The organism is Chitinophaga oryziterrae (assembly GCF_009758125.1).
GTDB classification, from domain to species: domain Bacteria; phylum Bacteroidota; class Bacteroidia; order Chitinophagales; family Chitinophagaceae; genus Chitinophaga; species Chitinophaga oryziterrae.
This window is the reverse complement of record NZ_WRXO01000015.1, coordinates 14,756-27,614: the sequence shown is the minus strand read 5'-3', so window position 1 is coordinate 27,614 and position 12,859 is coordinate 14,756. Positions and strand designations below refer to the sequence as shown.

Sequence of the window (12,859 nt, the reverse complement as noted above, 5' to 3'; positions counted from 1 at the left end):
TATTTATCCGGATGATTTTTTAGTATTTGTTTATCGTTTTAAATCATAAATATTATTTCCTCTGTTTACATCAGGATAAACCTGATCCGGATCAATAAGGACTTTGGAAACAAGGTCGTCTTTGTTGGCTGCAAAGGTATATGAAGCCCCGTTTTCCCATATTTCCACAGGGAAAGACCGTTTCTCATGCAAGCCATTGGTATAAGTTATATCTATGACAAGTGGCATTGCCGCTCTATCAATATTTTCAATGGTTATGAGAGTCTTGTTCTTAGCGGTAGTTTCAACTTTTGCAATCCTTTGATCCAATCTGAAATTTTCTATAAACATAGATTTCCAGAACCATGTGAGGTCTTCGCCTGTAGATGCGTTCATGCTTCTGAAAAAATCCCAGGGAGTTGGATGTTTGTATGCCCAGTCACGGATATATTTTCTGAAAGCATGATCAAAGCGGTCGGTCCCAAGGATCTCATTGCGCAACAGCGCCAGCAAATACGCAACTTTCTGATATTGGATGGGGTACACCTGATTACCAGGTATTGCATCAGGACGGGTTAAAATAGGTAGTATGGTATCTGCAAAGAGTGCAGCGACCGGCATGTCAATTTCAGCATAACCAGCGAATTCTGCTTTATTAAATTCCCTGGTTGCTATATTGTCTATAAAAAGATTAAAGCCCTCATCCATCCATGCATACTTGCGTTCATTGCTGCCAACGACCATAGGGAACCAGGTATGACCTAATTCATGATTTACTACCGCCCAGTACATGTTACCGGTATCTTTGGCTGAACAAAACACCATGCCGGGGTATTCCATGCCATCCAGGTTAGATGCAACATTGACCGCTTTGTTAAATGGATAAGGAAACCACTTTTGAGAAAAATGCTGTAATGTAAACCTGATGTATTCAGAAGATCTTGACCAACTGTTACGCTTCTCTGATTCAACAGGATATAAAGAACTGCCTGTAACAGGTTTTCCATCACCTATCCGGAAATTTAACACTTCCCATATGAATGATTTGGAGGCCGTCCATGCAAAATCCCTGGTACGGTCCATCCTGAACTTCCAGGTACAGGTGGGTTTTGCCGGCCTGGAAGAAGCATCCAATACCTCTTTGGCCGACCTGATAAACACCGGACCGGAACTTTCTTTAGCAGATTGCCATCGCTTCAACTGAACAGGGGTTAAAACTTCCTCCGGGTTCATTAAATCACCGGATGCTTCTACAAGGTAAGAGGATGGTAATGTTATGTTCACCTGAAAATTGCCAAAGTCAAGATAGAATTCTCCATTGCCAAGATATGGTAACGTGTTCCAGCCTTCTACATCATCTAATACGCACATCCTCGGATACCATTGTGCTACGGCATAAATATTACCATTTTTCGATGGCATAATATCTGTTCTGTTCACCTGGAAATCGGCATTCTTATAATTGACAGGAAAAAGATAATTATATTTTACACGGAAGGTTAATTGCTGTCCTTTTTTTAGTGGTTCAGACAGGGACAATTTCATTCTTGTATCGTATACATCATAAGCGATGTTACTATTGTCAGTCAGTTTTACCTCCTCAATTTCAAACCCGCCATCCTTTACCTGTTCATCAGGATTCTTGTACTGAAACAGTCCGGATAATATTCCCCTGGAATTCTGCTTATAAACATTCTGGTCCAATTGCAGCCATAAGGAAGAAAGTGGCCGGGGACTATTATTAGTATAAGTAATGGTTACAATCCCCTTGATCAGGTTTTGCTGGTCATCAAGCGTTACATCTATTACATAATCCGACTGGTTCTGCCAGTATGCAGGGCCCGGTTCTCCCGTGGCAGTGCGGTATTCATTACCGGCGGGTAAAAGCGGCAGTGCCGGAAACAAAACGGAAGGATTATACCTGGATTGACAAAATGATGTATGACAGGTAAAAACCAGGATAATAATGGTTGCTATTTTTGTAAAACTCCTGTTGCGGGAAAATATATACATGTTGTCAATTGATTAAGAACCCTGGTAAACTACTATAATTTTCTGGCAAAAGAAAGCGGCTGAATCCCCCACTTATTTTGGATACAGGTCTTGTAATTCATCTGTTTCTGATTTTGTGAAACAACAACAGCAGAAGATGGTAATGACTCAGTTTAAATGTTATGACAGCGTAGATTGGCAGATGTTGTTGATCATAAATACACTGCATCTGACTGTTTAGTTCCCTGATGCAGCTTTGGAATATGGGTTCAGGATTTGTTTTTCAATATAACTTCACCTGATATTCACGTCAGATAAGGTGTATTTATTGATCAACAACATCCAGCGCGAAGATTATGTAATCAAACTGAGTCACTACCCCAAAGATGGACATTGTTTTTAAGACCGGAATTTACTTATATTAGCTTGTGTAAGTATTTTATATGAAGAGGATATTTGAGTTGTGCCCGGGAAAGTTAAATACTATACAAAGAGCCCAGACTTCGGTTGTTGCCGGAGATACTGTTTACATCCGCGGTGGTAATTATACAATGACGGAATCGCAGATAGCTAAGTACACCGGCATATGGGCATATGTTACTATTGGTTATCCGTTTAAGGGAGCCGCACCTGATCTTGGTTGTTTTGAATAATTTAGAATGCTTCATTTAAGCCAAGAAAGAACCCTTTGGCGCCATATTTTCCCCAGGCATAATCCATACAGAGGTTAGTGCGTGTATGCTTGTTAAATAGTACGCGTAAGCCTGCACCTCCGCCGGGCTGCCATACCTGGAAAAGTTTTGTACCTGATTCATCATTTGCGGTTTGCATGTGAAAGAAGGCAACACCACTGAGGAACTTATTTCTTAATATGGGAAAACGGTATTCCACTTCGGCATCATTGTATTTTGTGCCTTTAAAATAACCGATAGTATATCCTCTTCCACTGTGGAACCCTGCATCTTTACCTGTCCCCGGTAGTTCCAGGTAAGGGATATTCCCACTCAGCAGATAAGATCCCCAGTTCCAGAAGGCCAATACATGTTCCGGGTTACGGTGGGAAAGACTGAAGTACTTCCTGAAATCAGTAGTAAATTGTAAGGCCCCTCTTGTACTTCCCATCCAGGTTTGATTCAAACGGAAGCCCGCATCTGCGTAGATCCCTTTATAAGCACGGTTCTGGTTGTCGCGGGTGGTATATTGAACGTTGAAGAAAAGGCCGTTCGCCATGTAGTGCGTCCTGTTAAATCCATGTCTGTCGCTATAAATATTGTAGGGGGTTAAGTTGCTTGTATCCTTACTGTGAAGATCTCGTCTTATATCAAATGATACGCCCACTCCGACAAAAAGATTTTTTTGTACTTCCTTATATACTTTTTCTCTAATGTTATAATATTGACCATTGAGCGCACGTCCCTTGCGACCGGGATTGGCTAATATCTTATCTTCCGTACTGCCATTGGAAGGCTGGGCTATCCCTAGCCCGAAATCGGGGGTAACGGTCTTTGCGGCTACTATATTGCCCTGGAGATTCCACTTATTACCGGGCGTATAAATATTATGATTGACATAAAAATAAATGATCCCCTTGGTGGTAATAGATGCTGATGTAGCAGCTACAGACATCAGAGTGGAGGAATCATTCCCCAGTTTCCTGCCTGCCACGGCTTTAATGCCTATCTGAAACCCGATACTCGGGTTAGATGCTATATTAGGAATGACAACAATCCCGGAAGGCTTTTTAGGCCGCTGAGGGGGAAGCCTGTTCGGGTAAAAGATCCCTTTGATCAGATTGGCTACATCGTACTGTTTGGACAGATCTTCTGTTTGTATATGTTTATTGGGTAAAGAGTCCACATGTAGAGAATCTGCCTGGACAGGCGTCTGGGCATGTACTTGTATACCTATCATGATGAAGAATAACAGACAAAATATTTTGCGGCACTGGCCTTGCGCACTTTTATAATGTAGCAATGGGTTATTTATATTGTTCTTTAAACCAACCCGCAAATTTTAAACCAGCATTGTTTGTGTAACAGCCCGGTCTGCCCCCAGGTATCATAACCTCGAATCAAATTATGCAGGATTGGACAGATTTGGAGGGGGTATTATCTGACGGCAAAAAGTGGAGAGAAAATTTAACTATGACTCCAAGTCGGTTGTTGCACGGGCTTTCAGCGTGTGGCAAGGCGTTTGTGATAGATTTTATTTTATCTTTGTTAGTATGAGGAAGTATCCAATAGGTTTACAGGATTTCGGAAAAATAAGAAAGGGGGGGTTTCTATATATTGATAAAACTCGTTTGATCTATAATTTGATTGAATCGGGTAACTATTACTTTCTCAGTCGTCCCCGGCGTTTTGGTAAATCCTTGTTGCTTTCTACCATTAAGGAGATTTTCAGTGGCAATAAAGAACTATTTGAAGGCCTTTGGATCCATGATCAATGGAATTGGGCGCAAATACATCCGGTAATACACTTAAGACTGAGTAAGCTTGATTATCAAAAATTAGGATTGTATGAGGCGCTCAATATAGAAATGGGCGTTTTGGCAAAAGAGCTGGGCATAGAATTGGAAACAAATCATTTAAAAGGTAGGTTTGAAGAATTAATACGTAAGGCCTCAGCGAATGGCCAGGTAGTGATCCTAATCGATGAATATGATAAGCCCATTACGGATTATCTTGAAGATTTAGAGAAAGTGGAGGAGAACCGGTCGGTGTTTAAGAGTCTTTATTCTGTATTAAAGGATGCCGATGAATATATTCGTTTGTTACTGATCACTGGTGTAAGCAGGTTTACCAAGGTGAGTATTTTCTCTGATCTGAATAACCTGTATGATATTACGCTTAATCCCCATTATGCTACACTTATGGGTATCACCCAACAAGAACTGGAGTCAGATTTTAGAGAAGAAATAAGTGTTCTTCAGCAAAGACAACCTGATATTTTGCAGAAATTAAAAGAATGGTATAATGGCTATTCCTGGGATGGTACTAGTAAAGTGTATAATCCATTCTCTGTGCTTAGTTATATGGGATCAGGGCGGATTCAAAATTTTTGGTTTCAGACTGGTACGCCAACCTGGTTAGTAAATCTGATGAGACATAACCTGGAGTTTGATCTGGAAAATGTACAGATTGGAGAAAATGCCTTGAGTAGCTTTAATGTGGAACATATTGCCCCAGTACCGGTTTTGTTCCAGACAGGTTACCTGACTATTAAGAGTTATGATGCTGAAACAAGGTTATTTGAGCTGGGGTATCCTAATAAGGAAGTAGAAGAAAGTTTAACCGACGCGCTACTGAGTGCTTATCGGAATGTATTTCCTGGTAATGATTCGATGGCAGTTACATATGATTTAGGAAAGGCATTAAAGAATAATGATATTCCTCAAATGATCAAAGCGCTGGATGTACTTTTATCAACTATTCCTTATGATCATTGGAAAGCCGAAAGTGAATCGATCTTTCATATCATAGTGCATCTTTCTTTTAAGCGTTTAGGTCTTGATATACGTAGCGAAGTACATAGTTCTACCGGTAGATGCGATGTCCTGGTATTTACTGATCAATATATTTTTGCTTTAGAGTTAAAACTGAATGGCACCGCACAGGCGGCCCTCGACCAGATTTTTGACAAAGGGTATTTACGTTCTTACCAATTAGATGCGAGGAAGAAAATAGCTATTGGTATTAATTTCTCTTCAGAGAAACGATCTGTTGAAGAATTTCTGGTTAAAGAAGTGGAATGATTTTCCATAAACAATTACCTCATTTTACGATATCTGTCGAACGTTTCAGGAAAAAGAGAACCCCGACTTGCTGAGATAATTCTCAAGAGGTCTGGTGTGACGGCAGCCTGATTACATGAAAATCCCAGAGGTCCATAAAAAAGAAACCCTTTATCCACCTGCCTTTCAGCAGGAAAATAAAGGGTGCTGGTATTTACGCAGTTAACTGTATATTGAAATGCAGCTTTATTTCCTCTCCGACAACAACACCGCCTGCTTCCATCAGCAGGTTCCAGACCAGCCCAAAATCTTTACGATTGATTTTTCCATCTACCTCAAAGCCTGCCCTGGTTTCGCCAAAGCGTCCTTTGCCAGTGCCGGTTAATTCAGCGTCTAATGTAACGGGCTTGGTCACATCATTAATGGTAAGGTTACCGGAAAGGGTATCATTATTAAACGTACCCTTAAAAACAATGTGAGGATGTTTTTCAATGCTGAAGAAATCGTCGGATTTAAGATGAGCGTCTCTGTCGGAATGATTAGTATCGATACTGTTTGTATGAATCGTAAAACTGATAACTGCATCACTAAAGTTTTCATTCTCACTGATTACCTCTCCTTCAAACTTTTTAAAAGTACCTGTGACAGTAAACATGCCCAGGTGTTTTACTTTAAACTGAATATCAGAATGCGCCGGATCAATTGTCCATTTTGTTGCTTTTGCCATAGTAATACTTGTGATTTTAAGTACCACAAAATTAGTCCGGCTTTGGCTTTTGGACGTTGAACCAGGATAATATTAAACAGGAAAGATATTGAACCAGGTTAAGATTTTACTTTTGTTGTAGCTTTTTACGGATTTTACTCAGGAATTCCGGTGTAATGCCAAGATAGGATGCAATATGTTTTTGAGATACATGCTGTTCCATGCCCGGAAACCTTTCCCGGAAGGACAGATAACGGCTTTCCGCCGTAGCAGAGTAATTCTCAATAATGCGGAACTGCAGCCGCATTAATGCATTGTGAAAGAGAATACGAAAATAGCGTTCGAACTTGGGATACTTATCCAGTAGCTGGTCCTGGGCTGCTTTGGGGAAGAGCAATACTTCTCCGGCGCTTAGCGCCCGTGTTGAATAAATCGTAGGGACGTTCTCGGACAGGCTGTAAAGATCGCCGGACCACCATCCTGTTGAGGCAAACTGGATAACATGATCAAACCCCTCTTTATCAGTATAATAGGTCATCACATAACCTGCGTTCATGAAAATCATATACCGGGCTGGTTCGCCACTTTCCACAATTAATTCACCCTGTTTTATTGTTTTAGAGATCAATGCGGAACTCAGTGCCCTGACTTCCTCTTCATTTAACGAAACGTATGAATTTATATGCGATACAATGACGTCCATATTCATTGAGTAAATATAATATTTTTCTCATAGGCCTCAGATAGACTATGAATAGCCACTTTTATTTTCTCTGGCCCGCTGATCTTTATGAGCATGAAAGAAGGGGTATTTATTATCTTTGGATAGTGAATGAGAAAATCCTTGAATATTTCCTGCAGTTAGTACCTCTTTCTGAGGAAAGTATTGCTATACTGACAGCAAATCTTGAACATAAGACCCTTGAGAAAGGGGAGGCTGTTTTAAAGGAAGGCCAGATATGTACGGATGTTTATCTTGTGGAAAAAGGATATCTGCGTACATACTACAATAAAGATGGTATTGAAATAAATATTCACTTCAACTTTGAGGGCACTTTTGCTACTTACCTGAAAAGCAGTAAGGTGGGGGAAGCTTCTGCATTTACCATAGAAGCTGGTGAAAAAAGTGAGGTGTGGATATTAAGCCGTCAAAAGCTGGTGGATCTCAGTTTGTTATATCCTGATATTATGCTTCTCAGCAGGCGGGTGATCAGCCGGATACTGGTTGATACAAGCGCTAATAATAGTCTGCTAAGAATTTATTCCCCGGCAGAACGCTATCAATATATAGAGAAAAACAATCCGCAGTTGTTACAGCGTGTTTCCTTGTCACATATGGCCTCTTACCTGGGTATGACCCGGAGAACACTTACCCGTATCAGAGGAAAGAAATAAGCTGCATTTTGAGACTTTTGTCTCACACCTGCCTTTTACGAATGAGTAGTTTTGTCTCATATTTATGAAGACAGGCAAAATTACAAACACATTCAGGGCGTTCAGGAACCGTAATTATGCATTATTTTTTAGTGGACAGTTAGTATCCCAGATAGGTACCTGGATGCAACGTACAGGTGTTACCTGGGTTATTTATACGATGACGCACTCGACCTTCATGTTGGGCCTTACCGTATTTGCGTCTCAGTTTCCCTCTTTTCTTCTTTCGTTATTTGGAGGGATTGTTTCAGACAGGTACAGCCGTTATAAAATATTGCTGTGTACACAAACAGCTTCTATGATACAGGCGATACTACTGGCTGTATTGACACTTGCAAATCACTACAGTGTTTGGCCAATACTCTTTCTCAGTGTCATTCTTGGCGTGATTAATGCCTTTGATGTACCGGCAAGGCAACCCCTGGTACATGAGATGATCAACGACAAAGCGGATCTGCCCAACGCACTTGCGCTCAATTCTTCTATGGTGAATCTTGCCCGGCTGATTGGCCCTGCCTTATCGGGTATTGTGCTGGCAAAATTCGGTGCAGGCATATGTTTCTCTTTAAATGCATTGAGTTTTGTAGCCGTACTGCTTTCCCTCTTATTAATGGAGCTACCGCCGCATCAGCCAGCCATCGTTAAGAAGAAAGTGATGTCAGAGCTTACTGATGGATTCGTATATCTTAAACAGCATACCGCATTAGGTATGATCCTGTTAATGCTCACGCTGATAAGTCTCCTGATATTCCCTTACAATACACTGTTACCTGTATTTGCTAAAGTGATTTTCAAAGGAGATGCTGTTACCTTTGGCTATATTAACAGCTTTATAGGTTTAGGCGCAATCATCTGTACTTTCTTTCTGGCATCATTGAAGCCACACGCCAACCTTACCGTAATATTACTTGTTAATACGATCATTGTTGGCATCTGTCTTATCTGTTTCTCTCTTATTAGTTATTTCCCCCTGGCCATGGTTTTTGCCACTTTAATCGGATTTGGAACGATGGCGCAGACGACTATCTGTATTACGATTGTACAGGTGCATTCGGCGCATGAAATGAGGGGCAGGGTGATCAGCTATGTAGCAATGTCTTATTTCGGAATGCTACCGTTAGGGAGCTTGCTGAGCGGAGCTGTTTCCCAATTGATAGGATCGCCTGTTACCCTGCTTTGCGAGGGTATTATGGGCCTTATTATTGCGGCTGTATTTGCAAAATTTTTAAGAAGTGACAGTCTGAGTAAAAAAGAGGAGAAACTGGTAATGGAAAAAGTATAGTTAAATATTCAATCATAAAATACCGTAAAAATGGAACAGAATACCGCCCTTCTTGTGATGGATATGCAGACTGCTATCCTTAGCAACCTTTCTGATAGTTCAATAGTGAAGAGTAATGTAGCTAAAGCTATTGCGAATGCACGGAGTAAAAAAATCCCTGTTATTTATGTAATAGTCGGCTTTAGGTCCGGCGCTCCGGAAGCAAGTGTAAAGCAGAGAGAAATGTATGGTAAGATAGATATGGATGAGTTCCTGAAAATTGATCCGTCAGTTGCTCCTTTAGCTGGGGAGATTATCGTTACCAAACGACGTGTCAGTGCTTTTTCAGGCAGCGATCTTGAAATAGTATTGAGAGCACAGGGTATTCAGCACATTGTGCTTACCGGTGTGGCTACCGGCGGAGTGGTATTATCTACTGTACGTGAAGCTTCTGACAAAGATTACAACATCACGGTATTAGATGATTGCTGTGCAGACAGGGATGAAGAAGTACATCGTGTGCTGACAACAAAGATCTTCCCCCGTCAGGTAGAGGTATTGACGCAGGGGAAATGGAGTGAAAAGTAGCTTGATACTGTATTAAAATAGTGAATGTTATTCCACCATCACTATTTTAGCGCTACCGGTATTTTTTACGATACCGATCAGTTCATTGGTAATAGGCTCGCCCATTTCAATCCCAATTGATAATATCAGTGTCTGACCTTCTTCATCTGCATATCCGTTTTCTATTTTTACTTCAATCTGTTGTGCAGCAAAAGGTATTTGTGCTGTCTGCCATGCGGTATAAACGCGTTTAACGAAACGATGGGTTCTTTCCTGTACTGGTTTAGCCCCATTATCAGTTAATATACCCAGAGAGATAATAAAGCGGTAGAGAGGCGCTTTCCAGGGGAGGAACAGGTTTACACCGGGGATCAGGTCCGGAAACTGGACTATTGCACTGCAGGTTGTCCTGTTAATGGTACATTGCAGTGGGTGTCTTACAATGCCATCAAGAGGATACCTGTTATTCAGACTAAACCCGTTCAGCAGTTGCCTGTGTTTAGCGAATAATACTTCTCTCTTACCTTTAGGATTTACCCTATCATAAGATTGAATAATTTTTGATAAGCTATTCAGTTTTGGAGTGATATTATAATCTGCCAGGTGTTTCACATAGGTCAACATCCATCTCACATTACTACCCGCCTTTGAGCTGACGCCAAAGTCTGCGTTATTGTCCCGGATAGCTTTACAGGTGGGGGATTTAGCTATTTTCTTTCTGGAGCCACCACCTTTTGTACGTACTATGTAAACGCCCTCCATGTCTTTTCGTGTGTAACAAGACATGTTACCCACGCTTCCGGTAAATGGGATCCCGCTCTTTAATATTGCCATAACAAGTTCTTTAAAAGGTTATAATGAGTATTCTAAAATACTTAAATTCTATATAAAAACCAAGAACAAAGCATATATAAAGCATACTTCTAGAAGGATGCTTTATATATGCTTCACATATGGATTATATATGGCTTATATATGGATTATACTCCTGATCACAAGCCTGTTAAGGCCTTAGAAGGAACCTTCTAAAAAGGACTAACACAGATGACTGATGGAAGAATTTTCCTTATTACATAGTTGGTTGTAATAATATGTGTATTGGCGGCGCTATTAACGAATAAACTATGTACTGTGAAAAAATTGTATGTAGCGGTAGCGCTTTAATTGACTCCGTAGGAGTCAATTAAAGCGGATATAAATATTGCTACCAACACGTCGCTCCAACGGAGCTAATTATGTTTTGTTATGAACACAGAATCCAACGGGGCCGTTTTATTTCCTGTTCCAGAGCGGATCAGCTTTCAATACTTTTTTATAAACACTGCAACTGGCAGCATGTGCACCGGGCAAATATCCTGCACTCATCAGAAACTCATTCACTATTTCTCCTCCTGTAAACCGGAACGTTTTTTTAAACAACTTTACCCATTCGGCTTTTGTTTTAGGATGATGCAGTTCCAGCCATTTTTCAAATGAGCCATGTTCCTTTTGTAATTGCAGGATAGTTTTGGCGTTTTCTATAGCTGCATTGATCTTCAGCCGGTTTCTGATAATACCGGGATCTGCTATCAGTCTTTCCCTGTCTGCCTCTGTATAAGCTGCTACCTTCTTAATATTAAAGTTGTCGTACGCTTTTCTAAACGTAGCTTCTTTCTTCAGGATGATTTCCCAGCTAAGGCCTGCCTGGTTAATTTCCAATACCAGCCGGCAAAATAATTCATTGTCATCATGAATTGGAAAACCATACAGATGATCGTGATATGGTTTATGTATAGCCTTTTTATCTTCAGACATATACTCGATTACACTGCAATAAGACATATCGTAAATTAATTAAAAGAATTTCTGAATTCGACCGGCGATAACTTTGTTTTACGTTTGAAGATCTTATTAAAAGACTGAGGATGTTCAAAGCCCAGTTGATATGCTACTTCTCCTATGGAAAGATTAGTTGTACTGAGTAACTCTTTCGCCTTTTCAATCATTTTATTGTGAATATGTTGTTGTGTATTCTGCCCTGTCAGCGTTCTAAGCATATCACTCAGGTAATGGGGCGTAACATTCAATTGATCTGATAACTGCTGAACAGTAGGTAACCCTGTCATCAGCGTTTTTTCGGTATCGAAATAAGCAGACAACAATTCTTCCAGCTTAATCAGTATATCATTATTAGCAATTTTGCGTGTAATGAACTGCCTGTTATAAAAACGTTTACTGTAATTCAGTAATAGTTCTATCTGCGAAACCATCACATCCTGACTGATCTGATCTATTGCTGTATTCAACTCATATTCAATATTCTTAAAGATACCGATAATGATTTCCTTCTCCTTCTCGGAAAGATGCAATGTCTCTGACACTGAGTAAGAGAAAAAACCATAGTTTTTGATATTCTTTCCCAATGGGAAATTCCTTATAAAATCCGGGTGAAACAAAAGTGTATAGCCTCCATAATCCGCTTCCGTTTCGACCGCTGAAATAAGCTGGTTAGGTGAAATGAAAGACAATCCTCCTTCATCAAAATCATAATAATTCTGTCCGTACTTCACCTTGCCTTTAAAATTCTTTTTATAAGAGATTTTATAGAAATTAAAGATCATCCCCTTAGAAATTTCGGTCGTATCTGCTGTAATTTCACCATAATCTACCAGGCTAACCAGCGGATGCAATGGCTTGGGTAAGCCTAATGCCTTATGTAATTCCGAAATGGAATTGAATATATGTGGTTGTTTCGCGGCTGTTTTCATATGCTAACAATTAAAGCATCAACCCCTTGAAGGGGTTATTGTACCAAGTTACTTATTGTTTCTAATTGTTTAGCAAAGGTCTGTTCTTATCAGGTGGGGGAGGTAGCCAAATGGGAGTATGTTGTAGCCAAAATGAAAAGTCCGGGGGGCATAAGATAAAAAGCAGAAAGTAAATTACTTTACTTTCTGCTTATAAGACGGGTGAGCCATATTAAAATAACAGCGCCTACCACTGCAATAAACAATGAGCCTATGATGCCATGGCCTATATGAATGCCCAGTTTCCCAAACAACCATCCACCGAACCATCCTCCTACAATTCCTAACAGGATGTCCACGATTATTCCATATCCATCGCCCCTCATTATTTGTCCGGCCAGCCAGCCTGCAACAGCGCCAATTATCAGTGCTAAAATCATATATTGTTTTATTTTGATACA

General features: G+C 40.4%; 13 protein-coding genes. 5 read left to right on the top strand and 8 right to left on the bottom strand.

The features are described from left to right. Positions 1 to 30: 30 nt before the first annotated feature. The gene (locus GO495_RS30870) at positions 31 to 1,992 is read right to left on the bottom strand and encodes a M1 family metallopeptidase (protein ID WP_157303814.1); all 1,962 of its coding nucleotides are present in this window, start codon (positions 1,990 to 1,992) and stop codon (positions 31 to 33) included. Positions 1,993 to 2,414: 422 nt separating this feature from the next. Between GO495_RS30870 and GO495_RS30865 the strand changes: the two genes are divergently transcribed. Continuing rightward, the gene (locus GO495_RS30865; RefSeq protein ID WP_157303813.1) at positions 2,415 to 2,624 is read left to right on the top strand and encodes a hypothetical protein; all 210 of its coding nucleotides are present in this window, start codon (positions 2,415 to 2,417) and stop codon (positions 2,622 to 2,624) included. Between the two features lies 1 nt (position 2,625). On the opposite strand, the gene GO495_RS30860 is transcribed toward GO495_RS30865, so the two are convergent. Beyond that, positions 2,626 to 3,882: a BamA/TamA family outer membrane protein gene (locus tag GO495_RS30860; protein WP_157303812.1), complete on the bottom strand. Its 1,257-nt coding sequence runs from the start codon at positions 3,880 to 3,882 to the stop codon at positions 2,626 to 2,628. Positions 3,883 to 4,195: 313 nt separating this feature from the next. On the opposite strand from GO495_RS30860, the gene GO495_RS30855 reads away from it, so the two are divergent. Further along, positions 4,196 to 5,725, top strand: a complete 1,530-nt coding sequence (locus GO495_RS30855; RefSeq protein ID WP_157303811.1) for an ATP-binding protein — start codon at positions 4,196 to 4,198, stop codon at positions 5,723 to 5,725. 193 nt (positions 5,726 to 5,918) lie between these two features. Here GO495_RS30855 and GO495_RS30850 read toward each other — a convergent pair whose 3' ends face one another. Both GO495_RS30850 and GO495_RS30845 read right to left on the bottom strand, forming a co-directional pair. Next, a complete protein-coding gene (locus GO495_RS30850) occupies positions 5,919 to 6,431 on the bottom strand; it encodes a YceI family protein (protein WP_157303810.1) in 513 nt (170 codons plus the stop codon). A 106-nt stretch (positions 6,432 to 6,537) separates the two neighbouring features. Beyond that, positions 6,538 to 7,113 (bottom strand): Crp/Fnr family transcriptional regulator, encoded by a 576-nt coding sequence (locus GO495_RS30845; protein ID WP_157303809.1) that lies wholly within the window; start codon positions 7,111 to 7,113, stop codon positions 6,538 to 6,540. A gap of 125 nt (positions 7,114 to 7,238) precedes the next feature. Here GO495_RS30845 and GO495_RS30840 point away from each other — a divergent pair, with 125 nt between their 5' ends. From GO495_RS30840 to GO495_RS30830, 3 genes are all read left to right on the top strand, one after another. After that, complete coding sequence (locus GO495_RS30840) at positions 7,239 to 7,805, top strand: cyclic nucleotide-binding domain-containing protein (RefSeq protein WP_157303808.1); 567 nt, start codon at positions 7,239 to 7,241, stop codon at positions 7,803 to 7,805. Positions 7,806 to 7,869: 64 nt separating this feature from the next. Beyond that, entirely contained in the window at positions 7,870 to 9,126 is a 1,257-nt protein-coding gene (locus GO495_RS30835; protein ID WP_157303807.1) for an MFS transporter, read from the top strand. A gap of 30 nt (positions 9,127 to 9,156) precedes the next feature. Next, positions 9,157 to 9,693 (top strand): cysteine hydrolase family protein, encoded by a 537-nt coding sequence (locus tag GO495_RS30830; protein WP_157303806.1) that lies wholly within the window; start codon positions 9,157 to 9,159, stop codon positions 9,691 to 9,693. 27 nt (positions 9,694 to 9,720) lie between these two features. On the opposite strand, the gene GO495_RS30825 is transcribed toward GO495_RS30830, so the two are convergent. The 4 genes from GO495_RS30825 to GO495_RS30810 form a co-directional block, all read right to left on the bottom strand. Further along, a complete protein-coding gene (locus GO495_RS30825) occupies positions 9,721 to 10,506 on the bottom strand; it encodes a hypothetical protein (protein WP_157303805.1) in 786 nt (261 codons plus the stop codon). 438 nt (positions 10,507 to 10,944) lie between these two features. Then, the gene (locus tag GO495_RS30820) at positions 10,945 to 11,493 is read right to left on the bottom strand and encodes a DNA-3-methyladenine glycosylase I (RefSeq protein ID WP_157303804.1); all 549 of its coding nucleotides are present in this window, start codon (positions 11,491 to 11,493) and stop codon (positions 10,945 to 10,947) included. An 8-nt stretch (positions 11,494 to 11,501) separates the two neighbouring features. Continuing rightward, on the bottom strand, positions 11,502 to 12,419 hold the full coding sequence (locus GO495_RS30815; RefSeq protein ID WP_157303803.1) for a helix-turn-helix domain-containing protein: 918 nt from the start codon (positions 12,417 to 12,419) through the stop codon (positions 11,502 to 11,504). A 179-nt stretch (positions 12,420 to 12,598) separates the two neighbouring features. Beyond that, positions 12,599 to 12,838 carry a GlsB/YeaQ/YmgE family stress response membrane protein gene (locus GO495_RS30810; RefSeq protein ID WP_157303802.1) on the bottom strand — a complete coding sequence of 80 codons (240 nt, stop codon included), beginning with the start codon at positions 12,836 to 12,838 and terminating at the stop codon, positions 12,599 to 12,601. Positions 12,839 to 12,859: the final 21 nt, after the last annotated feature.

Excerpts from the sequence above, each read along its gene's own strand:
- GO495_RS30820 (WP_157303804.1), bottom strand. The coding sequence starts at position 11,493 with ATGTCTTATTGCAGTGTAATCGAGTATATGTCTGAAGATAAAAAGGCT.
- GO495_RS30860 (WP_157303812.1), bottom strand. The coding sequence starts at position 3,882 with ATGATAGGTATACAAGTACATGCCCAGACGCCTGTCCAGGCAGATTCT.
- GO495_RS30825 (WP_157303805.1), bottom strand. The coding sequence starts at position 10,506 with ATGGCAATATTAAAGAGCGGGATCCCATTTACCGGAAGCGTGGGTAAC.
- GO495_RS30865 (WP_157303813.1), top strand. The coding sequence starts at position 2,415 with ATGAAGAGGATATTTGAGTTGTGCCCGGGAAAGTTAAATACTATACAA.
- GO495_RS30815 (WP_157303803.1), bottom strand. The coding sequence starts at position 12,419 with ATGAAAACAGCCGCGAAACAACCACATATATTCAATTCCATTTCGGAA.
- GO495_RS30830 (WP_157303806.1), top strand. The coding sequence starts at position 9,157 with ATGGAACAGAATACCGCCCTTCTTGTGATGGATATGCAGACTGCTATC.
- GO495_RS30855 (WP_157303811.1), top strand. The coding sequence starts at position 4,196 with ATGAGGAAGTATCCAATAGGTTTACAGGATTTCGGAAAAATAAGAAAG.
- GO495_RS30835 (WP_157303807.1), top strand. The coding sequence starts at position 7,870 with ATGAAGACAGGCAAAATTACAAACACATTCAGGGCGTTCAGGAACCGT.
- GO495_RS30810 (WP_157303802.1), bottom strand. The coding sequence starts at position 12,838 with ATGATTTTAGCACTGATAATTGGCGCTGTTGCAGGCTGGCTGGCCGGA.
- GO495_RS30870 (WP_157303814.1), bottom strand. The coding sequence starts at position 1,992 with ATGTATATATTTTCCCGCAACAGGAGTTTTACAAAAATAGCAACCATT.
- GO495_RS30850 (WP_157303810.1), bottom strand. The coding sequence starts at position 6,431 with ATGGCAAAAGCAACAAAATGGACAATTGATCCGGCGCATTCTGATATT.
- GO495_RS30845 (WP_157303809.1), bottom strand. The coding sequence starts at position 7,113 with ATGGACGTCATTGTATCGCATATAAATTCATACGTTTCGTTAAATGAA.